The sequence below is a fragment of the Variovorax sp. PEI5 genome (assembly GCF_056679935.1).
The window spans coordinates 2,571,640-2,598,174 of the sequence record NZ_CM155257.1; the positions used below are offsets into that span (position 1 = coordinate 2,571,640).

The 26,535-nt window shown below is 70.3% G+C and carries 25 protein-coding genes; 12 read left to right on the top strand and 13 right to left on the bottom strand.

Features of this window, described 5'->3' with window-relative positions; all coding sequences use genetic code 11:
- Positions 1-8 precede the first annotated feature (8 nt).
- Genes AC1MLT_RS11905 through AC1MLT_RS11915 form a run of 3 tightly spaced genes read right to left on the bottom strand, consistent with a single transcriptional unit; the run spans position 9 to position 3,034 of the window.
- Positions 9-989 (bottom strand): MlaD family protein, encoded by a 981-nt coding sequence (locus AC1MLT_RS11905; protein WP_481032428.1) that lies wholly within the window; start codon positions 987-989, stop codon positions 9-11.
- Between the two features lie 12 nt (positions 990-1,001).
- Positions 1,002-1,841, bottom strand: a complete 840-nt coding sequence (locus AC1MLT_RS11910) for an ABC transporter ATP-binding protein (RefSeq protein WP_481032429.1) — start codon at positions 1,839-1,841, stop codon at positions 1,002-1,004.
- Positions 1,838-3,034, bottom strand: coding sequence for an MlaE family ABC transporter permease (locus AC1MLT_RS11915; RefSeq protein ID WP_481032430.1), 1,197 nt, complete (start codon positions 3,032-3,034; stop codon positions 1,838-1,840). The genes AC1MLT_RS11910 and AC1MLT_RS11915 overlap by 4 nt, the downstream gene beginning before the upstream one ends.
- Before the next feature lie 389 nt (positions 3,035-3,423).
- On the opposite strand from AC1MLT_RS11915, the gene AC1MLT_RS11920 reads away from it, so the two are divergent.
- Complete coding sequence (locus AC1MLT_RS11920) at positions 3,424-4,182, top strand: TSUP family transporter (RefSeq protein ID WP_481032431.1); 759 nt, start codon at positions 3,424-3,426, stop codon at positions 4,180-4,182.
- 25 nt (positions 4,183-4,207) lie between these two features.
- Here AC1MLT_RS11920 and mrdA read toward each other — a convergent pair whose 3' ends face one another.
- From mrdA to AC1MLT_RS11940, 4 genes are all read right to left on the bottom strand, one after another.
- The gene (gene mrdA / locus AC1MLT_RS11925) at positions 4,208-6,193 is read right to left on the bottom strand and encodes a penicillin-binding protein 2 (protein WP_481032432.1); all 1,986 of its coding nucleotides are present in this window, start codon (positions 6,191-6,193) and stop codon (positions 4,208-4,210) included.
- A 24-nt stretch (positions 6,194-6,217) separates the two neighbouring features.
- Positions 6,218-6,739: a rod shape-determining protein MreD gene (mreD, locus tag AC1MLT_RS11930; RefSeq protein WP_481032433.1), complete on the bottom strand. Its 522-nt coding sequence runs from the start codon at positions 6,737-6,739 to the stop codon at positions 6,218-6,220.
- Entirely contained in the window at positions 6,736-7,884 is a 1,149-nt protein-coding gene (gene mreC / locus AC1MLT_RS11935; protein WP_481032434.1) for a rod shape-determining protein MreC, read from the bottom strand. Before mreC ends, mreD begins: the two co-directional genes overlap by 4 nt.
- A gap of 110 nt (positions 7,885-7,994) precedes the next feature.
- Positions 7,995-9,038, bottom strand: coding sequence for a rod shape-determining protein (locus AC1MLT_RS11940; protein WP_429596246.1), 1,044 nt, complete (start codon positions 9,036-9,038; stop codon positions 7,995-7,997).
- Positions 9,039-9,331: 293 nt separating this feature from the next.
- Here AC1MLT_RS11940 and gatC point away from each other — a divergent pair, with 293 nt between their 5' ends.
- The 3 genes from gatC to gatB are packed head-to-tail and all read left to right on the top strand — an operon-like array spanning position 9,332 to position 12,652.
- Positions 9,332-9,631, top strand: a complete 300-nt coding sequence (gene gatC / locus AC1MLT_RS11945; RefSeq protein ID WP_481032435.1) for an Asp-tRNA(Asn)/Glu-tRNA(Gln) amidotransferase subunit GatC — start codon at positions 9,332-9,334, stop codon at positions 9,629-9,631.
- On the top strand, positions 9,628-11,133 hold the full coding sequence (gene gatA / locus AC1MLT_RS11950) for an Asp-tRNA(Asn)/Glu-tRNA(Gln) amidotransferase subunit GatA (RefSeq protein ID WP_481032436.1): 1,506 nt from the start codon (positions 9,628-9,630) through the stop codon (positions 11,131-11,133). The genes gatC and gatA overlap by 4 nt, the downstream gene beginning before the upstream one ends.
- A 13-nt stretch (positions 11,134-11,146) precedes the next feature.
- A complete protein-coding gene (gene gatB / locus AC1MLT_RS11955) occupies positions 11,147-12,652 on the top strand; it encodes an Asp-tRNA(Asn)/Glu-tRNA(Gln) amidotransferase subunit GatB (RefSeq protein WP_481032437.1) in 1,506 nt (501 codons plus the stop codon).
- 50 nt (positions 12,653-12,702) lie between these two features.
- Here gatB and AC1MLT_RS11960 read toward each other — a convergent pair whose 3' ends face one another.
- A complete protein-coding gene (locus tag AC1MLT_RS11960) occupies positions 12,703-13,389 on the bottom strand; it encodes a DUF4124 domain-containing protein (RefSeq protein ID WP_481032438.1) in 687 nt (228 codons plus the stop codon).
- Positions 13,390-13,416: 27 nt separating this feature from the next.
- Positions 13,417-14,139 carry an orotate phosphoribosyltransferase gene (pyrE, locus tag AC1MLT_RS11965; RefSeq protein ID WP_481032439.1) on the bottom strand — a complete coding sequence of 241 codons (723 nt, stop codon included), beginning with the start codon at positions 14,137-14,139 and terminating at the stop codon, positions 13,417-13,419.
- Between the two features lie 12 nt (positions 14,140-14,151).
- Here pyrE and AC1MLT_RS11970 point away from each other — a divergent pair, with 12 nt between their 5' ends.
- Positions 14,152-14,955, top strand: a complete 804-nt coding sequence (locus AC1MLT_RS11970; protein WP_481032440.1) for an exodeoxyribonuclease III — start codon at positions 14,152-14,154, stop codon at positions 14,953-14,955.
- Between the two features lie 60 nt (positions 14,956-15,015).
- On the opposite strand, the gene AC1MLT_RS11975 is transcribed toward AC1MLT_RS11970, so the two are convergent.
- The gene (locus tag AC1MLT_RS11975) at positions 15,016-15,576 is read right to left on the bottom strand and encodes an ATP-dependent Clp protease proteolytic subunit (protein WP_481032441.1); all 561 of its coding nucleotides are present in this window, start codon (positions 15,574-15,576) and stop codon (positions 15,016-15,018) included.
- A gap of 37 nt (positions 15,577-15,613) precedes the next feature.
- Positions 15,614-16,465, bottom strand: coding sequence for a M48 family metallopeptidase (locus AC1MLT_RS11980; RefSeq protein WP_481032442.1), 852 nt, complete (start codon positions 16,463-16,465; stop codon positions 15,614-15,616).
- A gap of 199 nt (positions 16,466-16,664) precedes the next feature.
- Here AC1MLT_RS11980 and AC1MLT_RS11985 point away from each other — a divergent pair, with 199 nt between their 5' ends.
- From AC1MLT_RS11985 to AC1MLT_RS12015, 7 genes are all read left to right on the top strand, one after another.
- Complete coding sequence (locus tag AC1MLT_RS11985; RefSeq protein WP_481032443.1) at positions 16,665-18,029, top strand: AmpG family muropeptide MFS transporter; 1,365 nt, start codon at positions 16,665-16,667, stop codon at positions 18,027-18,029.
- 95 nt (positions 18,030-18,124) lie between these two features.
- Positions 18,125-19,384, top strand: coding sequence for a beta-ketoacyl-[acyl-carrier-protein] synthase family protein (locus tag AC1MLT_RS11990; protein ID WP_481032444.1), 1,260 nt, complete (start codon positions 18,125-18,127; stop codon positions 19,382-19,384).
- Positions 19,381-20,202 (top strand): beta-ketoacyl synthase chain length factor, encoded by an 822-nt coding sequence (locus AC1MLT_RS11995; RefSeq protein ID WP_481032445.1) that lies wholly within the window; start codon positions 19,381-19,383, stop codon positions 20,200-20,202. The genes AC1MLT_RS11990 and AC1MLT_RS11995 overlap by 4 nt, the downstream gene beginning before the upstream one ends.
- A 10-nt stretch (positions 20,203-20,212) precedes the next feature.
- Positions 20,213-21,919, top strand: coding sequence for an NAD(P)/FAD-dependent oxidoreductase (locus tag AC1MLT_RS12000; RefSeq protein WP_481032446.1), 1,707 nt, complete (start codon positions 20,213-20,215; stop codon positions 21,917-21,919).
- A gap of 143 nt (positions 21,920-22,062) precedes the next feature.
- Complete coding sequence (locus AC1MLT_RS12005) at positions 22,063-22,803, top strand: response regulator (protein WP_481032447.1); 741 nt, start codon at positions 22,063-22,065, stop codon at positions 22,801-22,803.
- Entirely contained in the window at positions 22,778-23,995 is a 1,218-nt protein-coding gene (locus AC1MLT_RS12010; protein ID WP_481032448.1) for a sensor histidine kinase, read from the top strand. Before AC1MLT_RS12005 ends, AC1MLT_RS12010 begins: the two co-directional genes overlap by 26 nt.
- A 47-nt stretch (positions 23,996-24,042) precedes the next feature.
- Positions 24,043-25,311: an O-antigen ligase family protein gene (locus tag AC1MLT_RS12015; RefSeq protein WP_481032449.1), complete on the top strand. Its 1,269-nt coding sequence runs from the start codon at positions 24,043-24,045 to the stop codon at positions 25,309-25,311.
- On the opposite strand, the gene AC1MLT_RS12020 is transcribed toward AC1MLT_RS12015, so the two are convergent.
- On the bottom strand, positions 25,305-25,538 hold the full coding sequence (locus AC1MLT_RS12020) for a zinc-finger domain-containing protein (protein ID WP_481032450.1): 234 nt from the start codon (positions 25,536-25,538) through the stop codon (positions 25,305-25,307). The genes AC1MLT_RS12015 and AC1MLT_RS12020 overlap by 7 nt on opposite strands.
- Positions 25,539-25,543: 5 nt before the next feature.
- Entirely contained in the window at positions 25,544-26,494 is a 951-nt protein-coding gene (locus AC1MLT_RS12025; RefSeq protein WP_481032451.1) for a branched-chain amino acid transaminase, read from the bottom strand.
- Between the last annotated feature and the right edge of the window lie 41 nt (positions 26,495-26,535).

A 26,535-nucleotide genomic window follows, 5' to 3' on the forward strand; every position in this document is an offset into this window, starting at 1 on the left:
GATGCGTCTCAAGGCGTCGCGGCGGCCGGCGCGACGAAGCCGGGCTCGCCCGGTCCCGCCGCCGTGCCGCCGTTGCCGAACAGCAGCGACTGCGGGTTGTCGTTGATGCCGTCGGCCGCCCGACCCAGGCGGCGCACGGCTCGCGAGGTGTCGTCGGCGACGCGGTTCAGGCGCGGCAGGGTCGCGTTGTTGAATGAATCGACCGCCTGCGCCAGGCCCTGCGTGCCGGTGCCCAGCCGGTCGAGCGGCCCGTCGGCGGCGGTGATGCGGCCGACCGTGGCGTTGAGGTTGTTGGCCACGCGCGAGATGTCGCCCGCGGCGGTGCGCACCACGCCCATCGTGTCGCCGGCGCGCGTCATGAGCGGGGGCAGCGCGGCGAGCGCGGGTTGCACGCCGGTCTTCAGGGTCGAGTCCAGCTGCCGGGTGAGCTGGGCGACATTCGCCGTGGCCTGCGCGACGTTCTCCAGCGCATCGGCGATGCGCTTCTGGTTGTCGTCGCCCAGGAGCGTGTTGGCACGCCGGCTGACCTGCTCGACCTGATCGAGGATGGCCTGGCCGCGGTCCTGCAGCTGCGCCATCATCGAGGCGCGCAGCGGCAGGCGCGGCGGATTGGCTTCGTCGGGCACCAGCGCGACCTGGGACTCGCCCTTGTCGTCCAGGGCGATGAAGGCCAGGCCGGTCACGCCCTGGTAGCTCAGGGTGGCGAAGCTCGACTGCGTCAGCGGCACGCGGCGGTCGACCGTCAGGCGCACGCGCACGTTGCCGCGCACCTTGGGGTCGAAGTCGATCGACGTGACCTTGCCGACGCCGATGCCGCGGAAGCGCACCATCGCCTGCGGCTGCAGGCCGCTGACGGCATCGCGGGTGGAGAGCTCGTAGGTGTCGCGTACCGTGTCGTCGCGCGTGAGCCAGACCACCATCGCGACCAGCACGGCGAGCAGGCCGAGCACGAAGGCGCCGGCGGCGAGGGCATGGGCCTTGTTTTCCATGGCGTCGTTTCCTTAGCGGTGGGGGGTGCCGGCGGATCCCGGCGCGGCCTCGGCGGGCGCATCGTGCAACGCCTCGAGCGCGCGCCGGCCGCGCCCGCCGAGGAAGTATTCGCGGATGAACGGATGCGGATGGGCGATCACCTCGCGCGGGCGACCCGCGATGATCACGCGCCGGTCGGCCAGCACGGCGATGCGCGTGCTCAGGTCGAACAGGGTGTCGAGGTCGTGCGTGACCATCACCACGGTGAGCCCGAGCTCGCGGTGCAGTCCGCGCAGCAGGTCGCAGAAGCCGTCGGAGCTCTCGGGATCGAGACCGGCGGTGGGTTCGTCGAGCAGCAGCAGCGGCGGATCCATGATGAGCGCGCGGGCCAGCGCCACGCGCTTGATCATCCCGCCCGAGAGATCCGACGGCCGCTTGCCGGCATGCTCGGGCCCGAGCCCGACCATCTGCAGCTTGACCAGCGCGGCATCGCGGATGAGGGCATCGGGCAGCAGGCGCAGCTCGCGCAGCGGGAAGGCGATGTTCTCGAGCACGCTGAAGGCCGAGAAGAGCGCGCCGCGCTGGAACAGCATGCCGACCTTCGCCGCCCCGCCGGCGCCGTGCTGGCCGGGCTTCTGGCCGAGCACGCGCACCTCGCCACGGGCCGGGCGCTCCAGGCCCAGGATCTGGCGCAGCAGCACCGTCTTGCCGGTGCCCGAGCCGCCGACGAGCGACAGCACCTCGCCACGACGGATGTCCAGGTCCAGGTCCTGGTGCACCACCTGCTCCTCGCCATCGGGCGACTCGAACACCGTCCACAGGTGGCGGATCTCGACCAGGTGGGGGACATCGGGCGCCGGCGTCTCGATCATCGGAATCCCGTGCCCCGGAACAGCACCGCGAACAGGGCGTCGATCAGGATCACGACCGTGATCGAGGTCACGACCGAGGAGGTGGTGCGGCGCCCCAGGCTCTCGGTGTTGGGCTGCACGCGCATGCCGAAGTGGCAGGCCACCAGCGCGATCATGATGCCGAACACCGCCGACTTCCCCAGCGCCAGCCACAGGTTGGTCATGGCGACCGCGCGCGGCAGCGCCTGCAGGAAGAACGCCGGCGAGATGCCCAGCGAGAGGTCGGCCACGATCATGCCCCCGAGCAGCGCCGACATCGAGGTCCACAGGCTGATCAGCGGCATCGCGATGGCCAGGGCGAGCACGCGCGGCATCACCAGCCGGAAGCCATGCGGGATGCCCATGACGCGCATGGCATCGAGCTCCTCGGTGACGCGCATGACGCCGATCTGCGCCGTGATCGCCGAACCCGAGCGCCCCGCCACCAGCACGGCGGCGAGCACCGGACCCAGCTCGCGCACCAGCGCCAGTCCCAGGATGTTGACGATGAAGGTCTCGGCACCGTACTGGCGCAGCTGCTGCGAGGTCAGGTAGGCCAGCACGACGCCGATCAGCAGTCCCACCAGCGCCGTGATGGGCAGGGCCGTGGCGCCGAACTGATAGAGCTGGCCCGAGAGATCGCGCCAGGGTCCGCGATGCGGCGCGCGGACCAGGGTGCCGATGTCGAGCGCGAACTGGCCGATCAGCCGCACGAAATCGCGCAGCGCGATCGCCAGCCGCGTGCCGAGGTGCGCGAACGTCTTCAAGCGCTCGGCCGTGGTCGGCGGCACCTCGACCGGCAGGCTGCAGGTGAACTGGGCGCACTGGTCGAGCACCGCCTGGTGCGGCGCCTCCAGCACCAGCCGCTTCGGCCAGGCCTGGCCCCAGTGGTTCCAGAGCAGTTGCGCGCCGATGTGGTCGAGTGGCTCGATGTCGCGCAGGTCCCAGCCCAGGTCCTCGCGCGCCGGCATGCCCTGCAGCGCGCCCGACAGCGCGGTCCAGGTCGAGCGCGAGGACAGCGCCATCGCCGTCCAGCGCCCGCTCGCCCTGACCCAGGCGATGCCATCGACGTCGCGCGCCTCGAGCCGCGGCGCGGCCGCCGTCGCCGGCGCACCGGGCGCGCTGGCAGCGGCGCGGATATCGGGCGCGTCGTCGATCGGCGGTGCGGAAGGCATGTCGCGTGAAATCGGGTCGTAAGACGAAAACGTTCATCCTAACGCCCGAATCTTGCGATCCGCAGCGGCGTATCGATGATCCGCCGCTCTGGGCCGGATCACCGCCGGCATGGCGCGCATGGTTCGCGGCGCCTTCGGCCTTCCCCCTTCCACTAAAACCAAAGCTTTCGCCAGCGGGTAATTCCTGATGCACTGCTACGGTGCATCTTTTAAAGTCCTGCCACTCGCAAACGGGCACCTCCCGTCACGCGGGGGGTTCCGAGGAGACACTTCGTCAACCGATCCGAAGAAAAAGATCCAGACACAGGCATCCACCAAGAGATGCCCGGTTTTTTCACAAGGCGCCGCTTCAGTCGGCGCTTTTTTTTTGGCGACGACAATCCCCCGCCATGGAATGGCTGCTTCTCACCCTCGCCTCGGGCTTCGCCGGGTTCATCGACTCCATCGTGGGCGGCGGCGGCCTCATCCTGGTGCCGGTCCTGTTCAGCGTCTTTCCCGGCGCCGCACCAGCGACGCTCTTCGGCACCAACAAGAGTGCTTCGGTCTGGGGCACGGCGGCGGCCACCGTGCAATTCAGCCGCAAGGTGGAGATGCGCTGGCACGCACTGGGCGTGGCCGCGCTGCTGGCCTTCGCCGGCTCGCTCGCCGGCGCCTGGACGGTGACGCGGATCCCCGGCGATTTCCTGCGCCGGCTGCTGCCCTTCATCCTGATCGCCCTGCTCGCCTACACCCTCGCGCGCAAGGACATGGGTCGCCATCACACGCCGCGCTTCTCGGGCCGCGGGGAGATCGCGGCGACCGGCGCCATCGGCCTCGCGCTGGGCTTCTACGACGGTTTCTTCGGTCCCGGCACCGGCAGCTTCTTCGTCTTCCTGTTCGTGCGCTGGCTGGGCTACGACTTCCTCAACGCCTCGGCCTCGGCCAAGCTGCTCAACACCATGACCAACCTGGGGGCGCTGGTGCTGTTCGCCGCCAAGGGCCACGTGTGGTGGCATTTCGGCATCGCGATGGCGGTGGCGAATGTCGCGGGCAGCCTGCTCGGCGCGCGCGTGGCGCTGCGCCATGGCGCGGGCTTCGTGCGCACGGTGTTCATCTTCGTGGTGAGCGCGCTGATCCTGAAGACCGGCTACGACGCGTTCCTGCGCTGAAGGCCGGCACGACGCCCCGACGGCGTCAGGGCGCCGCTGGCGGCGTGACCGCCACGGCCGAGCCCGACGCCGGTCCGGCGATCTCGCTGGCCACGCGCGGCTTGCCGATGGGCGCGGTCGCCTTGCCGACGCGGATGGCGGCCATGTCGGCCTCGCTCGGGTATTGGTCGAGCAGCCAGTAATCCATGACGCGACGCGCGATCGGGGCGGCAGCACCAGCGCCCCAGCCGGCGTTCTCGACGATCACGGCCAGCGCGATCTTCGGCGCGTTGGCCGGCGCGAAGCCCATGAACAGGGCGTGGTCGCGCTGGTGCTCGTCGAGCGCGCGGGCGTTGTAGCGGGTGTTCTGCGCCTGCGTCACGGCCTGCGCGGTGCCGGTCTTGCCGGCGGCGACATAGCCCGCGCCCGCGAACACGCCACGCGCGGTGCCGGCGGCCACCACGCTCATCAGGCCCTCGCGCACCACGGCCACGTTGGCCGGCGAATAGCCCAGGCTTTCGGCCGGCGGCTGCACCACCGACTTCACCTGTCCGCTGACGGTGTCGCGGATCGACAGCGCCACGTGCGGTCGGTGACGCATGCCGACATCGGCGACGATCGAGGTCGCATGGGCGAGCTGCAGCATCGTGAAGGTGTTGTAGCCCTGTCCGATGCCCAGCGAGATGGTCTCGCCCGCGTACCATTTCTTCTGCTCGGGGCGCCGGTAGGCATTGCGCTTCCACTCGGTGCTCGGCAGCACGCCGCGCACCTCGCCGCCCAGGTCGATGCCCGTGATCTGCCCGAAGCCCAGCGGCTTCATGAAGTCGTGGATCTTGTCGACGCCCATCTCGTTGGCCAGCGAGTAGTAGTAGATGTTGCTCGACAGCTGGATCGAGCGGCGCATGTCGACGCCGCCGATGTTGCCCTCGGGACTGCCGAAGCGGTGGCCGCCGAAGTTGAAGTAACCGGGATCGTTGACCACCACGTTCGGACCGCGCGTCCGGGTCTCCAGCGCGCCGAGTGCCATGAAGGGCTTGTAGGTCGAGCCCGGCGGATAGGTGCCGCGCAGCGCCCGGTTCAGCAGCGGCTTGTCCGGCGAGTCGTTGAGCTCCTTCCAGCTCTCCGAGTCGATGCCCTCGACGAACAGGTTGGGATCGAAGGTCGGCTTGCTGACGAAGGCCAGCACCTCGCCGGTGCGCGGATCGATCGCCACCAGGGCGCCGCGCCGATTGCCGAACATGTCCTCGATCAGCTTCTGCAGCTTGATGTCGATCGACAGCATCACGGTGTCGCCGGGCGTGGCCGGATGGCTGGCCAGGCGGCGCACGGCCCGACCGCCGGCGGAGGTCTCCATCTGCTCGACGCCGGTCTGGCCGTGCAGCGTGCGCTCGTAGCTCTGCTCGATGCCGAGCTTGCCGATGTGGTCGGTGCCCTTGTAGTTGGCGATGTCCTCGTCCTCCCACTCCTCCATCGCCGCCTTCTCGCGCTGGCTGATGCGGCCGATGTAGCCCAGCACGTGGCTGGCGGTCTCGCCCAGCGGATAGTTGCGGAACAGCCGGGCCTTGATCTCGATGCCGGGAAAGCGATAGCGCTGGGCGGCGAAGCGGGCCACCTCCTCGTCGCTCAGCCGGGTGCGGATGGGCACCGAGTCGAAGCTGCGCGAATCCTCGCGCAGGCGCTTGAAGCGACGCCGGTCGCGCGGCGTGACATCGACCACGCCCGACAGGGCATCGATCGCCGCATCCACGTCGCCCGCCTTCGATGGCGTGATCTCCAGCGTGTAGGCCGAGTAGTTGGTAGCCAGCACGACGCCGTTGCGGTCGAGGATCAGACCGCGGTTGGGCACCACCGGCACGATCGCCGTGCGATTGCTCTCCGCCTGCTCGGCCAGGTCGGCATGGCGCACCACCTGCAGGTAGACCAGCCGCGAGCACAGCAGGCCGAAGGCGCACAGCACCACCAGTCCGATCACGACCACGCGCCGCTTGAAGCGGGACAGGTCGGCGGCGACGTTGCGCAGTTCGGTCGACATCCTCGGTTCCTCCAGGGCTCGGTGTCAGAGGGGACGGTTGGCGTCGGGGTCGGGAGTGCGCCGTTGCGGCGCCAGCAGCAGCACGCTGGCCAGCGGCCAGAGCGCGGCCTCGAGCGCCGGTGCCACCAGCATTGTCCAGCCGGGGAGGATGCCCCCACCGACCATGCGGATGGCCAGTTCGATGACATGCGAGAGCAGGAAGAGCGGCAGCACCTGGGGCGCCTGCAGCAGGACCGAGTACCAGGTCAGCCGGCGATGCATCATGATCGCCAGGAAGCTCAGGGTGGTGTAGGAGAGCGCATGCTGGCCCAGCAGCGCCGACTGGTGGACATCCATGCACAGGCCGAAGAAGAAGGCCGCGCCCATGCCGACGCGCATGGGCTGGTGCACGCTCCAGAACACGATCACCAGGGCCAGGACGTCGGGCATCCAGGCCGCCCGGCCCAGCGGCAGCATGGCCAGCAGCAGCGCCATGACCAGGCTGGCCCACATGAAGATGGGACTGACGGGCAGCAGGAGCTGCTGCTGGCCGGGACGCATGATCATGGCGTGGCGCGCCGCTCGGGCGTCCTGGGGCGCGCGGCCGGCGCGCTCGGCGCGGGTGCCGCGGGGGTGGGAGAAGCCACCGGTTTGGCCGGCCGGGTGGCGCGTGCCGGCGGCGTGCGCTTCGCGACGGCGCCGGAAGCAGCGGCGGCGGGAGCCACGGCGGCAGTGGTGGCGGACGGGGCGGGTGCTCCAGGCACCACAGTCGCCGCAGCCTTGGGGGTCGTTGCGGCGGACGCGGCGGCGGCGGCCGAGGCGGACGCGGCGGCCGGGTGGGCCGCCGCCGATCCCTGGCCACCCACTGGCGTCAGCACCAGCACATAGCGCGCCGCGTTCACGTCGCCCAGCGGCTGGCAGTAGATGCGGGCGAAGCCGGAATCGGCGCGCCGCTCGATGCGCTCGATGCGCGCCACCGGCAGACCGGCCGGATAGACGCCATCGACGCCGCTGGTGGCGAGCAGATCGCCTTCCTGGACATCCGAGTTCGCCGCCATGAAGCGCAGTTCGAGCCCGCCGCCGTGCGCATTGGCATCGCCGAAGGCCACGCTGCGCGCGCCGGTGCGCATGTTCTGCACCGGGATTGCCTGGTCGCGGTCGATCACGAGGGTGACTTCGCTGGTGAAGGGCTGCACCAGCGTCACCTGGCCGACCACGCCGCTCGGATCGATCACCGGCGAACCGGCGACCACGCCCTGGGCGACGCCCTGGTCGATGACGACCTTGCGGGTATAGGGATCGGCCGAGTCGTACAGCACCTCGGCCGCGCGGCCGGGCGTCGAGGTGGTCTGGCGCAGTTCCAGCAGGGCGCGCAGCCGTGCGTTCTCGCTGGCCAGCACGTCGGCCTGGCCGGCGCGCTCGGACTGCAGGGCCAGCGCGCGACGCGCCTCGGCTTCCTTGCGTTGCGCCAGCTGCAGCTCCTCGAGATAGCGCCCGCCCTCGGCCACCGCCTGCACCGGCTTGAGCGCCAGCCACTGCACCGGGTAGAGCACCGTGCCGATCGCCAGCCGGATCGGCCGCACGACGTTGAAGCGCGCATCCGCCACCATCAGGAACAGCGCCAGCGCGCTGAAGAAGATCAGCTTGCTGAGCGCCGAGGGCCCCTGGTTGAACAGCGGTGGCGTGGAGCGATCGAGCGTGCCCAGCGACATGGATGAAGGCCCGTCAGGAACGAGGAACGAGCGACGCGGGGAGATTCAGTCCCACCGGCCATGGGCGGGCGGAGGCGACATGCCTCGCGTCGCAGCCGGGAGGCGGTCCCTCATTCACTCGTGAAGATGCTGCCCAGTCGGTCCATGCGCTCGAGCGCCATGCCGCAGCCGCGCACCACGCAGGTCAGCGGCTCCTCGGCCACCAGCACCGGCAGGCCGGTCTCCTCGGCCAGCAGGCGGTCGAGATCGCGCAGCAGCGCGCCGCCGCCGGTGAGCATCATGCCGCGATCGGCGATGTCCGCACCGAGCTCGGGCGGCGTCTGTTCGAGCGCGTTCTTCACCGCCGAGACGATGTTGTTGAGCGGGTCGGTCAGGGCTTCGAGCACCTCGTTGCTGCTGATGGTGAAGCTGCGCGGCACGCCTTCGCTCAGGTTGCGGCCCTTGACTTCCATCTCCTTGACCTCGGAGCCCGGGAAGGCCGAGCCGATGGTCTTCTTGATGACCTCGGCCGTCGGCTCGCCGATGAGCATGCCGTAGTTGCGGCGGATGTAGTTGATGATGGCTTCGTCGAAGCGGTCGCCGCCCACCCGCACGCTGCCCTTGTAGACCATGCCGCCGAGCGAGATCACGCCGACCTCGGTGGTGCCGCCGCCGATGTCCACCACCATCGAGCCGCTCGCCTCGCTCACCGGCAGGCCCGCGCCGATGGCCGCCGCCATGGGCTCCTCGATCAGGTAGACCGCCGTCGCGCCGGCGGCCTCGGCCGCATCCTTGATGGCGCGGCGCTCGACCTGGGTCGAACCGCAGGGCACGCAGATGATGATGCGCGGGCTCGGTGCGAGCAGCGAGCGCGGATGCACCATGCGGATGAACTGCTTGATCATCTGCTCGGTGATCACGAAGTCGGCGATCACTCCATCCTTCATGGGGCGGATGGCCTCGATGTTCCCCGGCACCTTGCCGAGCATCGCCTTGGCTTCCCGGCCGACGGCCTGGATCACCTTCTTGCCGTGCGGACCGCCTTCATGACGGATCGCGACGACGGACGGCTCGTCCAGAACGATGCCCTTGTTGCGGGCGAATATCAGGGTGTTGGCGGTGCCGAGATCGATCGCGAGGTCGGTCGAAAAGTACCGACGGAAAGCTCCGAACATGTGGGATTCCTCTGGGGCAAGGCACGCGCTTCGGCATGGCGCCGCCCTCTAATCTGGGTCGTCTGACGGGGTGGATGGGTCGTTTCTGCGGCAAAAACCGGCGCGTTCACCGGCGCGTTCGCGGGGGGTGCGGCAAAGGCGGGATAATACCTGAATCCCCCTGGCGCCCCTGTGCTCCGCCCTCTGAGAACCCGGCCCGGGCGCCTCGCCGGGACCCGGCCGCGGCATGCCGGCCAGCCGGCCTCGAGGTCGTTCCCCAGCTTTTTCCAGACCCTTCCTTCCGCTCCTTTTCCATGCCGCTCCAATCCTCCGATATCACCCGCATCGCCGCGCTCGCGCGACTGCGGCTGGCACCCGACGAAAGCACCCGGATGCTCGGCCAGCTCAACGGATTCTTCGACCTGGTCGAGACGATGCGCGCCGTCGACACCGCCGGTGTCGAGCCCCTGGCGCACCCGGTGGCCGCCATCGGCGACATCGCCCTGCGCCTGCGCGACGACGTCGCGAGCGAGCCCGATGCCCGCGACGCCAACCAGCGCAGCGCCCCGGCCGTCGAGCGCGGCCTGTTCCTGGTGCCGAAGGTGATCGAATGAGCGACCTCCAGAAAACGTCCGAACTGCATTCGATGGGCGTGGCCGGACTGGCCGCGGCGCTGGCCGCGCGCGAGGTCTCGGCGGTCGAGGCGGCCCGGCATTTCCTCGCTCGCATCCATGCCGGCGAGGCGCTGGGCGCGTTCGTGGCGGTCGACGACGAGGCCACGCTGGCGCAGGCGCGTGCCGCCGACGCGCGCATCGCCGCCGGCGACGCCCCGGCGCTCGCGGGCGTGCCCATCGCGCACAAGGACATCTTCGTCACGACCGACTTCCCCACCACCGCCGGCTCGCGCATGCTCGCGGGCTATCGCTCGCCGTTCGACGCCACCGTGGTACGCCGCCTGGCCGAGGCCGGGACCGTGACGCTGGGCAAGCTCAGCTGCGACGAATTCGCCATGGGCTCGGCCAACGAGAACGTGGCGGTGCCGGCCGCCGGCCAGGACCGCGCCGTGCCGGTGCGCAATCCCTGGGACCGCGACCGCATCCCCGGCGGCTCCTCGGGCGGCAGCGCCGCCGCCGTGGCCGCGCGCCTCGCGCCGGCGGCGACCGGCACCGACACCGGCGGCTCGATCCGTCAGCCGGCGTCGTTCTGCGGCATCACCGGCATCAAGCCGACCTACGGGCGCGCCTCGCGCTACGGCATGGTCGCCTTCGCGTCGAGCCTCGACCAGGCTGGCCCGATGGCTCGCTCGGCCGAGGACTGCGCGCTGCTCCTGTCGGCGATGTGCGGACCCGACCCGGACCGCGACTCGACCTCGCTCGACCGCCCGGCCGAGGACTTCTCGCGCACGCTCGGCGACTCGCTCGACGGCCTGCGCATCGGCGTGCCGGCCGAATTCCTCGGCGACGGTGTCGCTCCCGGCGTGCGCGCCGCCGTCGACGCCGCGCTGGCCGAGTACGAGCGCCTGGGCGCGAAGCGCGTGGCCGTCACGCTGCCGCGCACCGAGCTGTCCATCCCGGTCTACTACATCCTGGCCGCGGCCGAGGCGTCGAGCAACCTGAGCCGCTTCGACGGCGTCAAGTTCGGCCACCGCGCCGCGCAGTACAAGGACCTGGCCGACATGTACGCCCGCACGCGCGAAGAGGGCTTCGGCGACGAGGTCAAGCGCCGCATCATGATCGGCACCTACGTGCTGTCCCATGGCTACTACGACGCCTACTACCTGCAGGCGCAGAAGGTGCGGCGCCTGATCGCCGATGACTTCCAGCAGGCCTTCGCGCAGTGCGACGTGATCGCTGGCCCGGTGGCGCCGACGGTCGCCTGGAAGCTGGGCGAACATGGCGACGACCCCGTGGCCGACTACCTGGCCGACATCTTCACCCTGCCCGCCTCGCTCGCCGGCCTGCCCGGCCTGAGCGTCCCGGTGGGCACGGGCGAGCACGGCATGCCCGTGGGCCTGCAGCTCATCGGCAACTATTTCGGCGAGGCGAGGCTGCTGAACGCGGCGCACCGCTTCCAGCAGGCGACCGACTGGCACACCCGCGCGCCGCAAGGCATCTGAGCTCCGAGAACCCATGACCGATTCCGCCAACACCTTTGAAGCGCAGCAGCAGGGGCGTCCGACCGGCCCGCTGGTGCGCGGCTATGAAGTCGTCATCGGCTTCGAGACCCACGCCCAGCTCTCCACCGCCAGCAAGATCTTCAGCCGCGCCTCCACCGCGTTCGGCGCCGAGCCCAACACCCAGGCCTGCGCCGTCGACATGGCGCTGCCGGGCACGCTGCCGGTGATGAACCGGGGCGCGGTCGAGCGCGCGATCCGGCTCGGGCTCGCGCTGGGCTCGACCATCGCGCCGCGCAGCGTCTTCGCGCGCAAGAACTACTTCTATCCCGACCTGCCCAAGGGCTACCAGATCAGCCAGTTCGAGATCCCGGTCGTGCAGGGCGGCTCGGTGAGCTTCCTCGTCGGCGAGGAGCCGCGCACCGTGCGCCTGGTGCGCGCGCATCTGGAGGAGGACGCCGGCAAGTCGCTGCACGAGGATTTCGTCGGCCAGTCGGGCATCGACCTGAACCGCGCCGGCACCCCGCTGCTGGAGATCGTGACCGAGCCCGACATGCGCTCCACCGCCGAGGCCGTGGCCTACGCGCGCGAACTGCACAAGCTGGTGACCTGGATCGGCATCTGCGACGGCAACATGCAGGAGGGCTCGTTCCGCTGCGACGCCAACGTGTCGGTGCGCCGGCCCGGCGAGAAGCTCGGCACGCGCCGCGAGATCAAGAACCTCAACAGCTTCAGGTTCATGCAGCAGGCGATCGACTACGAGATCCGCTGGCAGATCGAGGAGCTCGAGGACGGCCGCGCGATCCAGCAGGCCACCGTGCTGTTCGACCCCGACACCGGCGAGACGCGCGCCATGCGCACCAAGGAGGACGCGGCCGACTACCGCTACTTCCCCGATCCGGACCTGCCGCCGCTGGTGATCGCATCCGACTGGATCGAACGCGTGCGCGGCGAGATGCCCGAACTCCCGCGCGCGATGGCCGAGCGCTATGTGCAGTCGCATGGCCTGTCGACCTACGACGCGACGCAGCTGACGCAGAGCGTCGCGCTGGCGCGCTATTTCGATGCCGCCGTCGATGCCGGCGCGGCCCCCAAGCCGGCGAGCAACTGGATCACCGGCGAGATCGCCCGGCGCCTGAACGCGCAGGACATCGGCATCGAACAGGCGCCCGTGAGCGCCGCCCAGCTGGCCAGGCTGATCGGCCGCATCGCCGACGGCACCATCTCCAACAATGCCGCGCGCCAACTGTTCGACGAGCTGTGGAAGCAGGGCGGTCAAGCCGCACCGGATGCGGTCGATGCGCTGATCGAACGTCTGGGCCTCAAGCAGATGAGCGACAGCGGCGCCCTGGAGGCGATCGTCGACGAGGTGCTGGCGAAGAACGAGAAGAACATCGCCGAGTACCGCTCCGGCAAGGACAAGGCCTTCAATGCGCTGGTCGGGCAGGTGATGAAGGCCAGCCAGGGCAAGGCCAATCCGGCCCAGGTCAACGCCTTGCTGAAGACGCGGCTGGACGGCTGACGGGCCGCACGGCCGACATTCGGCCCCGGGCCGGGGCCACCGGCGGCCGGCTAGCGAGAGGCCGGTGCGCCGGCGCCCGCCGTCGTCGGCCAGAACTGTCGCAGCCGCTCGCGTTCCTCGTCGAAGCGCGCGTTGACGCGCCGCTTCTCCTCCTCCCGCGCGGCCAGGAATTCGGTCTGCACCTGCATGCTGGAACCGTTGTCCTCCAGTTTGCGGCGCAACGCGGGCGGCGCCCGGTTGACATCGCGCCGGTAGAACTCCAGTTCGTCGTCGAGCGCCTTGCGCTCGACATCGAGTTCGGCCATGCGTTTGCGCGTCATGTCGATCACCGCGTCGACCTGGGCGATGGACTGGCCGCGCTCGCGGTCGTGGGAGGTGGCGTTGGGATAGCGCGCGAGCAGCGCGCGATCACGGCGGCGCTCCTCCATCACGCGCGAGGCCTTCAGCGTCGCCTGGCGCGCGCGCTCGTCGCGCTCGGCCTGCTCGTGCGAGGTGTAGCTGGGCTCCACGGTGCGGCGCACGGTTCCGCTGGGGCCGAGTTCGCGCTGCTGGCGGTCGGCGCAATCCGCAATGGGACGGTCGGCGGTGAGGGTGCGGCCACGGGCGTCGGTGCAGGTGAAGATGCCCGCCTCGTTGGCGACCTGCGACCTGGTGGATTGGGCCGCCGTGGTGCAGGCCCATGAAGTGGCCAGGCCGGCGGCGACGATCACGGACCAGTGGTTTCTTCGCAGCGGCATCCGGACTTCCCTCTCGACAATTAGGCTTCAGGTGGCGCCATACCTCGTGCGGTAGGCCATGACCTCGTCGCGATGCACCGCCAGGGCGGCATCCTCGCTCTGGCCGAGATATTGCAACAAATCGTCAAGATTGGCGATGGATGTGACTTCAAGACCCAGCGCGTTCTGGACGTATTGGACCGCGCTGTGGGGCACGTCGGCACCGTTCTCGGTCGCCTTCTCCTGCCGGTCGAGCGCGATCGCCACGGCATGGGGCGTGGCGCCGGCCGCGCGGATGGCCGCGATCGACTCGCGCACGGCGGTGCCGGCGGACATCACGTCGTCGATGATCAGCACGCGCCCGCGCAACGGCGCGCCGACCAGCGTGCCACCTTCGCCATGGTCCTTGGCTTCCTTGCGGTTGTAGGCGAACGGCACGTTGCGCCCGCGCCGCGCGAGCTCGGCCGCGACGGTCGCGCCCAACGGAATGCCCTTGTACGCGGGGCCGAAGATCATGTCGAACTCGATGCCGCCGTCGAGCAGGAGGTCTGCATAGAATTCCGCCAGCCGCATCATGCGCAGGCCATCGTCGAACAGGCCGGCGTTGAAGAAATAGGGACTGGTGCGACCGGCCTTGGTCTGGAACCGACCGAAGCGCAGCACGCCGGCATCGATCGCGAAGCGCACGAAATCCTGCGCGCGCTCACGGTGCCTGCCACTCGCGGCCGATCCATCCGCCCCGCTCCCCGCTTCCCCCGTCACTTCAGCCATCGGAAATTCCTCGTGTTCAAACTGACCAGTCTCAACCTCAACGGCCTGCGCTCGGCCGCCACCAAGGGCGTCGCGGACTGGGTCGCCGAATCGGCGCCGGATTGTATTTGCATGCAGGAGACGCGCGTCCAGGCGAGCGACATCGAGGGCCGCTTCGAACGCATGGCCGACCTGCAGGGTTATTTCCACTTCGCCGAGAAGAAGGGCTACTCCGGCACCGCCATCTACACAAAGCATGCGCCCAGCGCCGTCGTCGTCGGCTGGGGCGATGCCGAATTCGACGCCGAGGGCCGCTATCTCGAACTGCGCTTCGACACCCCGGCGCGCAAGCTGTCGATCATCAGCTGCTACTTCCCGAGCGGCTCGTCCGGCGAGGAGCGCCAGGCCGCCAAGTTCCGCTTCCTGAAGGGCTTCTTCCCGCATCTGCGGGCCCTGAAGCGCGAGCGCGAGTTCGTGCTGTGCGGCGACATCAACATCGCCCACCAGGAGATCGACCTGATGAACTGGAAGGGCAACCGCAAGAACAGCGGCTTCCTGCCCGAGGAGCGGGCCTGGATGACCCACCTGCTCGATGCCGGCGCCGAGGGCGCGGGCCTGGTCGACGTCTACCGCCTGCTCAAGCCCGAGACCACCGGCGAGGCCTACACCTGGTGGAGCAACCGCGGGCAGGCCTATGCGAAGAACGTGGGCTGGCGCTTGGACTACCACCTGGCGACCCCGGCGATCGCCGCCCTGGCGCACAGCGAGCACATCTACAAGACGGTGAAGTTCTCGGATCACGCGCCGATCACGGTGGACTACGACTTCACGCTCTGATCGCGCAGGGCATCGCGCCGGAGCGCCATCGACGCGTTGGCCGGCTCCCTGGCCGTGCCTTCAGAGGATGCCGGCGATCAGCTTCATCTTCAGTGCCTGTGCATCGGAGACATACCAGTCGGACTGGCCGATCCGCTTCATCAGCTCGTCCAGCGTGACGTCCGATCCTGCGACCAGGCACTCGAAGGCCGTGCGCTCCATCTGCAGGGCGCTCTCGATCTCCGCCAGTGTGTCCTTCACCAGGGCCTCCATGCCGCGCATGGCGCCCTTGAGTTCCAGGGTCTTGTTCAGGCGGCGCTCGTGGATGAGCAGCATGCAGTCCCGGGTCAGGAAGCGCTTCGTCGACGGAAAGCCCGACATGATGGACACGCCGGCCGAGTAGACGACGGCCTTGCCCAGGAACACGAGGTCGAGCCCGAGACGCTCGCGCGCCAGGATGACGTCGGTCGCGATGCGGCGGCCGATCTCGGCGTCGCCGCCGGTGGTGGTCAGTTCGAGCAGGACCGGACCGGCGGAGTCGATGGCGGCGGCCATCTGCTCCATGAAGCGATCGAGCATGGCGTCGTCGACCTTGCCATGGAGCCGGATGGTCGGATGCTTGAGGAGTTCGTCGGGGATCATGGCGATGCGTTCGGATGGAGGACGTCGAGCCTGGCGGTCAGCGGGGGCCGGCGGCGGCGCGGTACAGGCCGTCGACCTTGGGCACGTTGGCCTCCAGGATGCGGATGCGGTCGCTGCCGCTCGGGTGGGTCGACAGGAAGCCGATGCCGCCCTGGTTCTTCGAGGCGGTGGCCATCTTGCGCCACAGCGACACCGACGCGCGCGGGTCGTAGCCGGCGCGCGCGGCGAGCTCCAGGCCGACCAGGTCGGCATCGGTCTCGTCGCTGCGGCTGAACTTGAGGGTGATGAGTTCCGTGCCTGCGCGGGCGGCCAGATCGCCGACCTGGCCCAGACCCAGGATCTGCGCGCCGAGCGACAGCGCCGCACCGGTGCCGGCGTTCTTGGCCACACGCGCGCGGGCATGCTCGCGCAGGGCGTGCGCCATCTCGTGGCCCATCACCATCGCGACCTCGTCGTCGCTCAGCTTGAGCTGCTCCAGGATGCCGCTGTAGAAGGCGATCTTGCCGCCGGGCAGGCAGAAGGCGTTGATCTGCGGGCTCTGGATCAGGTTGACCTCCCACTTCCATTGCGCCGCGCGGGAATTCCATTGCGCCGCGAACGGGATCAGACGGGCCGCGATGCCACGCAGGCGCTGCACCTGGGGGTGGTTGTCCGGCAGCAGCAGGCCCTTGCCCTGGGCCTCGGCCGTCAACTGCGTGTATTGCGTGGCGCCGGCCTGCTCGATGTCGTCGGCCGGCACGATGTTGCGTGCCACCGAGGACCGGCCCACGCTGACCTGGGCCAGCGCCGGCGCGGCCGCCAGGGTCGACATCGCGCCCCCCGCGGCCAGCAGCAGGAAGGAACGGCGGCCTTGCCAGGGCCCGGATCGAAGCGCGCAGATGGAACACATGCGGGAATAATAAGCAGTGGATCCGGGACGCGGCGGTCCGGCGCATCCACCGTCTTCGTGCGGGAATGGACGCCGTCGCGGGCATCGTCCGATGCCGTCCGGGGCGTTCCGGCATTACGCTCGCCGGGCACTCCGGATTCCCGCTACGCCGCCTTCCGGTGCCGCCCTCCTTCCGCCACGCCTCCCGCCACGCCCGCCCATGCCCTCCACCCCCCAGGTCGCCGCCGCCTCCACCGCGCCCGCCGATCCCGCCGCCCCGGTCTCCTGGCGCGAGGCGCTGCGCGTCTACCGCGAACCCGCCACCCTGCGCATGCTGGCACTGGGCTTCTCGGCCGGGCTGCCGCTGCTGCTGGTGCTGGGCACCCTGAGCTTCCGGCTGCGCGAGGCCGGCATCGACCGCACCACCATCGGCTACCTGAGCTGGGTCGGCCTGGCCTATGGCTTCAAGTGGGTCTGGGCGCCGCTGGTCGACCGGTTGCCGGTGCCGCCCCTGACCACGCTGCTGGGCCAGCGCCGCGGCTGGCTGCTGCTGTCGCAGGGGCTGGTGGTGGCGGGCCTGGTCGGCATGGCGCTGACCGACCCGGGCGCGGGCGCCGGCCTGGGTCCGATCGTGATCTTCGCGGTGCTGGTGGCCTTCGGTTCGGCGACGCAGGACATCGCGCTGGATGCCTTCCGCATCGAGTCGGCCGAGACGCGCAAGCAGGCCGCGCTGTCCGCCGCCTACCAGACCGGCTACCGGCTGGCCATGATCTGGGCCGGTGCCGGCGTGCTGTGGATCGCCGCCTGGACCGAACTCGCCGGCGCCACCGGCTACCAGAACGCCGGCTGGCGGATCGCCTACCTGGTGATGGCCGGCTCGATGGCGGTCGGCGTGCTGACCGTGCTGCTGTCGGCCGAGCCGGCGCGGCGCACGCTGCCCCACGCACGCGACGCCCTCGAGTGGCTGCGCGACGTGCTGGTCGCGCCCTTCGCCGACTTCATCGCGCGCTATCGCTGGCAGGCCGCGCTGATCCTGGCATTGATCGCCATCTATCGCATCAGCGACGTGGTGATGGGCATCATGGCCAATCCGTTCTACGTCGACATGGGCTTCAGCAAGGAGGAGGTGGCCTCGGTGAGCAAGGTCTTCGGCGTCGTCATGACGCTGGTGGGCGCCTTCGTGGGCGGCGTGCTGTCGATGCGACTGGGCATGATGCGCGTGCTGATGCTCGGCGCCGTGCTCAGCGCGGCGAGCAACCTGCTGTTCGCCCTGCTGGCCACGCGCGGCCACGATCTGACGATGCTGGTGGTGGTGGTCTCGGCCGACAACCTGGCCGGCGGCATCGCCTCGGCGGCCTTCATCGCCTATCTCTCCAGCCTGACCAACATCGCCTACTCGGCCACGCAATACGCCCTGTTCAGCTCCCTGATGATGCTGCTGCCGAAGTTCATCGCCGGCTATTCGGGACGCTTCGTCGATGCCTATGGCTATGTGCCGTTCTTCGTCGGCACCGCCGCGCTGGGCCTGCCGGTGCTGGTGCTGGTGGCGCTCGCCGCGCGCGGCCGGCGGGGCGCGGCGTCCTGAATCCGGACGGGACACCGGTGCGACCGGGTGCGTTCCGCCGGGGCTGCTGGTAGGCTGCGGGACTTTCCACGTCGGATACTTTTCCTCACATCATCGTGCCCCAACGAATCACACCCCTCCGGATCAGCGCCTTCACCGCCACCTCGGCCGTGGGCGTCGGCAAGGCGTCGCTGCTCGCGGCGCTCGAGAGTTCGCGCAGCGGCCTGCGGGCCAACGATTTCGTCGACGAGACGGCCGGACGCACGCCCCCGGCGCCGCTGCCGACCTGGATCGGCCGGGTCGAGGGCCTGGAGGACCTGCGCCTGCCCGAGGCGCTGGCATCCTGGGACTGCCGCAACAACCGGCTGGCCTGGCTGGGACTGGAGGCCGACGGATTCATGGAGGCCGTCGCCGCCGCGCGCGGGAGGTACGGCCCCGCGCGTGTCGCCGTGATCCTGGGGACCTCGACCTCGAGCATCGGCGAGACCGAGGCGGCCTACACCCGGCTCGACGCCGACGGCGCCTTTCCCGCCGACCAGCGCCGGGCGCGCGTGCACACGCCGCACTCGCTGTCGATGTTCGTGCAGGAGGCGCTGGGCCTCGAGGGGCCCAACGAGACCCTCTCCACCGCCTGCTCGTCGAGCGCCAAGGCCTTCGCCTCGGCCGAGCGCATGATCCGGCTCGGACTGGTCGACGCGGCGGTGGTCGGCGGGGTCGACACCCTCTGCGGCAGCGTGCTGTACGGCTTCAACTCGCTCGAACTGGTGTCGCCGCAGCCGTGCCGCCCGTTCGACGCCGCGCGCGATGGCATCAGCCTGGGCGAGGCCGCCGGCTTCGCCCTGCTGGAGCGTGCCGAGGAGGATGGCGCGGGTGACGGCGCGAGGGATGGCGCCGCCGGCGGCCGGCTCCTGCTGCTGGGTTATGGCGAGGCGAGCGACGCGCACCACATGTCGACGCCCCACCCGCAGGGCCTGGGCGCCGAGCGCGCCCTCGACGACGCGCTGGCGCGCGCGGGCGTCGCGCCCGAGGACATCGGCTACATCAACATGCATGGCACGGCCAGCACCAAGAACGACGAGGTCGAGGGTGCCCTGGTCAAGCGCCGCTTCCCGGCCACCACGCACGCCAGCTCGACCAAGGGCTTCACCGGCCACACGCTGGGCGCGGCGGGCATCGTCGAGGCCGTCATCAGCCTGCTGGCGCTGGAGACCGGCCTGCTGCCCGGCACCATCAACACCACCATGCTCGACGCCGACTGCGGACCGCAGATCCGCCTCGAACCCGCCCGCGCCGACGTGCGCCTCGCCCTGTCGAACTCGTTCGGCTTCGGCGGCAACAACTGCTCCCTCATCTTCGGCAAGGACCTCCAGGCATGAGCGCGATCCCGAACCGCACCCCGACGCTCTACATCGAGGGCCCCGCCTTCTGGGCGCCGACCCTGCCGGGCTGGGACATCGCCCGCGCGGCATTCACCGGCCAGGGCGCGCCGGTCGATCCGCCGGCCAAGCGGCCGTCGCCGCAGGTGCTGGCGCCGGCCGAGCGCCGCCGCGCGCCCGACACGGTGGCCCTGTCGCTGGAAGTGGCGGCGCAGGCCATCGCCGCCTCCGGTCGCGAGGCGCGCGACCTGCCGTGCGTGTTCGCCTCGGCCCATGGCGACCTGGGCATCAACGACTACATGTGCGGCACGCTGGCCAACGACCCGACGCTGCTGTCGCCGATCAAGTTCCACAACTCGGTGCACAACGCCGCCGTGGGCTACTGGACCATCGGCACCGGCTGCATGGCCGCGAGCAATTCCCTGGCCGCCTACGAATCGACCTTCGCCGCCGGCCTGCTGGAGACCGCCACGCAATGCGCTGCGGATGGGCAGGCCGTGCTGCTGGTGGGCTACGACATGCCGGCGGTCGGCGCGCTGGCCTCGGTGACGACCAGCCGCGGCCTGCTGGCGGTGGCCCTGGTGGTCTCGCCCGAGCGCACCGAGCGCACCGTGGCCGCCTTCGACTGGTCGCTCGAGCCCGGCGAGGCAGCGACCGCGGCGCCACGCTCGGCCGCCGCGCAGGCCCTGGCCGCCAATGCGATGGCCGATGCGCTGCCCCTGTTCGAGGCCCTGGCGGACACCGACGCGTTCCCGGCGACGGTCACGCTGCCATTGGCGGCCCGCCTTTCGCTGCGGCTGCGACTCCACCGGAATTGAGACGACCTCCATGCTCCATGCTTCCCCGCCGCCCGTCCGCCGCGACGACGACATCGCCACGCACGACGTGGTCATCATGGGCGGCGGCCTCGCCGGCCTGACGCTCGCGCTGCAGCTCAAGCGGCAATTCGGCGACATCGACGTGCTGGTGCTCGAACGCCGGGGGCACCCGGTCCCGCACGCGACGCACAAGGTCGGCGAATCGTCGGTCGAGATCGGCGCGCACTACTTCGACACCGTGCTGGGCCTGAAGCCGCACCTGCAGGGCGAACAGCTGCGCAAGTTCGGCTTCCGCTTCTTCTTCAGCGAGGGCCGGCGCGACATCGACCAGGTGACCGAGGTCGGCGCGAGCCGCTACATGTCGGTGCCCAGCTACCAGATCGATCGCGGCATCTTCGAGAACTACCTCGCCGAGGAAGCCGCGCGACGCGGCGTGAAGTTCGTCGACCATGCCATGGTGCGCCGGCTCGACCTCGCCGACGATGCCCACACGCCGCACCGGCTGAGCTGGACGCAGGATGGCGCGACCCACACCATCGAGGCGCGCTGGGTGATCGATGCCTGCGGCCGCGCCGGCATCATCAAGCGCAAGCTCGGCCTGGCCGAGCCCAACGCGCACGACGTCAACGCGGTGTGGTTTCGCATCGGCCAGCGCATCACCCTCGATGCCTGGAGCGACGATCCGCGGTGGCGCGAGCGCTGCGATCCGCAGGCGCGCTGGCTCTCGACCAACCACCTGGTGGGCGCGGGCTACTGGGTCTGGCTGATCCCGCTGGCATCGGGCTCGCATTCGGTGGGCATCGTGGCCGACCCCAAGTACCACCCGCTGGAGACCATCGACACCTTCGACAAGGCGATGGACTGGCTGCGGACCTACCAGCCGCGCCTGTTCGACGAGCTCGACGGCCAGCGCGACCGGCTCCAGGACTTCGCGTTCTTCCGCAAGTTCTCCTATGGCTGCAAGCAGGTGTTCTCTGGCGACCGCTGGGCCCTCACGGGCGAGGCGGGCCTGTTCCTCGACCCGTTCTACTCGCCCGGCAGCGACTTCATCGCCATCGGCAACACCTACATCTGCGACCTGATCGCCCACGACCGCGCCGGCCATTCGGTGGCGGCGCGCGCGCAGCTCTACGACCAGATCTACCACTCGTTCTACGAGAGCACGCTGGCGCTCTACCAGGACCAGTACGGTCTCTTCGGCGATCCCGAGGTGCTGCCGGTGAAGGTCATCTGGGACTACACCTACTACTGGGCCGTGCTCTCGCGGCTGTTCTTCCACGACCGCCTGACCGACCTCGCCCTGCTGGGCCGCGTCAAGGACGAGATGCAGCAGTGCCAGCAGCTCAACGTGGCCGTGCAGGCGTTCCTGCGCGCGTGGTCGCAGGTCAGCGAGAAGCACAATCCGGCCGTGATGCTGGACCAGTCGGCGCTGCCGTGGTTCGCCGAACTCAACCGCAGCCTGAACGACACGCTGGACGACGAGGCCTTCGTCGAGCGCATGCGCGCCGCGCTCGACCAGCTGCGTGGCCTGGCCGGCGAGATCGTCGAGCGGGCACGGCGCAATCATCCGGACCTGGCCGCCGATGCGCTCGATGCCCTGCTGGACGCCAACGGCGGCCGCGCCGCGCGCCGGGTCCACGGCACCGACGGCGCCAGCGGCGCCGCGCCGGCGCGGCCCATGCTCTTCGGCATGGACGCCATGGCTCCCACGGCCTGATCCAGGGCCTTCGGAGCAGGTTCGGAGGTCCACCCTCCCCGCCGTCCGGACCCCGCTCGCGATCGATCCGCGACGCGGACCGGTCACGCCATTTACCCCATCTTTACGGAGCATTCAAGCCGGCTTGCCGGCCGCCGTCCATCATGGCTCGCATGACGACCCCCCAACTCCTGATGATCGAAGACGACGCCCGCCTGGCGCAGATGGTGAGCGAGTACCTGACCCAATCGGGTTTCGGCTTCGCCCACGCGGCCGATGGCACCACCGGCATCGAACAGCTGCAGGAGCGTGCCCCCGACCTGGTGATCCTCGACCTGATGCTGCCCGACATCGACGGCCTGGAGGTCTGCCGCCGCATCCGGGCCCTGCCCGGCTCGCTGTCGCGCGTGGCGATCCTGATGCTGACGGCCAAGGGCGATCCGATGGACCGCATCATCGGCCTGGAGATCGGGGCCGACGACTACCTGCCCAAGCCCTTCGAGCCGCGCGAACTGCTCGCGCGCATCCGCGCGGTGCTGCGCCGGCGCGGCGAGGGCGGGCTGCACGGCGGCGCCGACGCCGCGGCGGCCGAGAACCTGCTGATGCGCTTCGGTTCGCTGGAGATCGACCGCAACAGCCGCACCGTCACGGTCGGCGGCACCCCGGCCGAGCTCACCTCCTACCAGTTCGACCTGCTGGTGGCCATGGCCGAGCGCGCCGGCCGCGTGCTCACGCGCGACCAGATCATGGAGGCCGTGCGCGGCCGGGAGCTCGAGGCCTTCGACCGCTCCATCGACGTGCACATGGGCCGCATCCGCGCGGCCATCGAGGCCGACGCCAAGAACCCCAAGCGCATCCTGACCGTGCGCGGCGTGGGCTATGTCTTTGCCAAGCAGCAGGACTGAGGCCGTGGTCGGGCTCTTCACGCGGCATCTCTACGTCCGCATCTGGCTGGCGGTGCTCGCCGGCGTGGCCGTGGTCGCGCTGGCGGCGGGCTGGGCCTGGCAGATGGCCGACGAACAGCGCGCGGCGCCCCTGCCGCGCGAAGTCGTGCTGCGCGACGCGCAGGACCGCGTGATCGGCACCGGCGCGTCGCTGCGCACCAGCCGGCCGGGCGAGCCGCTGGAGTTCACCATCACGCTCAAGGACGGGCAGGCCTTCCAGATGCAGTTCGGCCCGCGCCCCGACCGCGGCGGCGGACCGCCGCCCTGGGTACGGCCGCAGACCGGCTTCTTCTGGCTCATGGGCCTGGTCGGGCTGGCGGTGGCGATCGGACTGTTCCCGATCGTGCGCCGCCTCACGCAGCGCCTGGAGACCCTGCAGCGCGGCGTGCAGCGCTGGGGCGAAGGCGACCTCGCCGCGCGCGTGCCGGAGGACGGCCAGGACGAGGTCGCCGATCTGGCGCGCCGCTTCAACGCCGCGGCCGCGCGCATCGAGACCCTGGTGCGTTCGCACAAGTCGCTGCTGGCCAATGCCTCGCACGAACTGCGCTCGCCGCTCACCCGCATCCGCATGGGGCTGGAGCTGATGGGCGGCGGCCGGCCCAACCCCGGGGCGCGCGAGGAGATCGCGCGCAACATCGGCGAGCTCGACCAGCTGATCGACGAGATCCTGCTGTCGAGCCGGCTCGACGCCCGGGAAGCCGACATGGGCACCGTCGAGTCGGTCGACCTGACCGGCCTGGCCGCCGAGGAGTGCGCCCGCACCGAGGCCGAGCTGACGCTGGCCGAAGGCACCGACAACGCCGCGCTGACGGTACCCGGCGTGCCCCGGCTGCTGCGCCGCGCGATCCGCAACCTGCTGGAGAACGCGCGCCGCTATGGCGCGGGCGACATCTCGGTGCGCCTGGACGCCACCGGGCGTTTCGCGCGCATCCATGTCGACGATCGCGGCCCGGGCGTGCCGGTCGCGCTGCGCGAGCGCATCTTCGAGCCGTTCTACCGGCTGCCCGGCGCCAGCGAGCGCGAAGGCGGCGTCGGCCTGGGCCTGGCGCTGGTCAAGTCGATCGTCGAACGCCATGGCGGCACGGTCGCCTGCGAGGACCGGCCGGGCGGCGGCGCCAGCTTCGTGATCGCGCTGCCGCGTCCGGCCGCATGAGCGCCGGTCCGGCGGAGCCCGCCGGCCGCGATGGGAAAATGCACCGCATGAGATCGTCCATCGTCGGCCCCGTGGCCATGTTCTGGGGGCTGGCGGTGTTCGCGCCGGTGGGAGTGAACTACGTCGCCGCGCTGCTGCTGCTGGTCGCGCTGCTGGCGGCGGGCGGGTTGCGCGAGCGTGCCGCCCGGGTGCGGGCCTCGCCGCTGTGGTGGCCGATCGTGGCCTATGTCGCCTGGACGCTCGTGATCCTGGCCATCGGCCCGCACTATCCGCAGACGCCGTCGAACCTCTGGCATGGCATGCGCATCGCGCTGACCATGCTGATGGCGCTGGCGCTCGGGCGCGACGAGGCGATCTGGGCGGTGCGCGGCTTCTTCGTCGCCGCGCTGGCGAGCCTGGCGATGGTGCTGCTCTACCGCACGGTCGGCTTTCCGATCTGGCGGCTGTGGCACGCCACGCTGGAGGTGGACGGCAACAAGTCGATCAACAACGCCCTGCTGTTCACGCTGTTCGGCGCCACCGCCGCCGTCGCCGGGCTGGCGCAGTTCGGCGAGCGCGGCGCGCACCGGCCGGGCCGCGCCCTGGCGGCCTTCGCCCTGACGGCCGTCGCCGGGCTGGTCATCACGGCCTGGCTGACCTCGCGCACGTCCCTGCTGGCCCTGCTGGTGGCCGTGCCGGCGGCCTGCGTCCACCAGTGGCGGCGCCAGCTGCGCACCCTGGCGGTGGCGCTGATGATCGGCACCGCCGTGGCGGGCGTGGCGCTGTGGCAGTCGCCACAGGTGCAGCAGAAGGTGGCGCTGGGCCTCCAGGAGATCGAGGCCGCCCAGGGCGGCGCGGTGTCCGAGGGCAGCTGGGTGGTGCGCTTCTACATGTACCGCGACACCACGCGCATGGTGCTCGACCGGCCCTTCACCGGCTGGGGCATCGGCGGCTGGACCGAGCAGTGGCACGCACGCGGCCCGGCCCTGCTGGCCAACTACAACATGCCGCACAACGACTTCCTGTGGATGGGCGCGCAGGCCGGCTTCCCCGGTGCCCTGGTGCTGCTGGCGATCCTGCTGACGGGACTCTGGCAGGGCTGGCGCCGGCCGGACCTGGCGGGCCGGCTGGGTTTCGTCGCCATGATCGCGATGACCATCGCGACCAGTGTCAATTCGGCCATGCGCGATGCCCAGATCGGCCTGGGCATGCTGTGGGTGACCTTCGTCTACCTGCGCCTGGCGCACGAGCCTGGCGCGCCCTGGGACGACCTGCTGCCGGCGCGGTGGCGGCGCGGTGGCGGCGCCGCTGCGGCCGCCGCCCTCCGCGCTCAGTGACCGTGCGAGGCGACCTCGCCGGCCTTGAGCCGGTAGACGGTGCCGCAGTACGAGCACCGGGCCTCGCCGGTGCGGGCGACGTCGAGGTAGACCTTGGGGTGGGTGTTCCAGAGCTTCATGTCGGCCAGCGGGCTGGGGCAGAACACGCCGCCCTGGTGGTTGAGGTCGCTGGCGCGCACCTCGACGACGGCCACGGGCCGGGGGGTGGGGGAGGAAGGATTGCTCATGGAGTTCAGACCTTCGAGAGCCAGTGAGCGTACTTGGGATTCTTGCCGTTGACGATGTCGAAGAAGGCGTTCTGCACCTTCTCGGTCACCGGGCCGCGCGAGCCGCCGTCGCCACGGTTGCCGATCTCCACGCGGTCGAGTTCGCGGATAGGCGTCACCTCGGCGGCGGTGCCGGTGAAGAAGGCCTCGTCGGCGATGTAGACCTCGTCGCGCGTGATGCGCTTCTGCACCACCTCGATGCCGAGGTCCTTGGCGATGTGCAGGATCGTGTTGCGCGTGATGCCGTTGAGCGCGCCGGCCGAGAGGTCGGGCGTGTAGATGGTGTCGCCCTTGACGATGAACACGTTCTCGCCCGCGCCCTCGGAGACGAAGCCGCTGGCGTCCAGCAGCAGGGCCTCGTCGTAGCCGTCGTCCAGCGCCTCCATGTTGGCCAGGATCGAGTTGCTGTAGTTGCTCACGGCCTTGGCCTGCGTCATGGTGATGTTGACGTGGTGGCGCGTGTAGCTGGAGGTCTTCACGCGGATGCCGCGCCGCAGGCCTTCCTCGCCGAGGTAGGCGCCCCAGGCCCAGGCCGCGACCATCGCGTGGATGGTGTTGCCGCGCGGGCTGACGCCGAGCTTCTCGGAGCCGATCCACACCAGCGGGCGCAGGTAGCAGCTCTCCAGGTGGTTCTCGCGCACGACCTGCTTCTGGGCCTCCATGAGCTCCTCGCGCGAGAACGGCAGCTTCATGCGCAGGATCTTGGCGCTGTTGAAGAGGCGCTCGGTGTGCTCCTCCAGGCGGAAGATGGCGGTGCCGTCGACCGTCTTGTAGGCCCGCACGCCTTCGAAGGCGCCGCAGCCGTAGTGCAGCGTATGGGTGAGGACGTGGATCTTGGCATCGCGCCATTCCACGAGTTGGCCATCCATCCAGATCTTGCCGTCGCGGTCGTCCAGCGAGGGGGGGAGCACGCTCATTTCTTGTCCTTTGGGGGAGGGGCGACGGGGCGTCGCGAAGC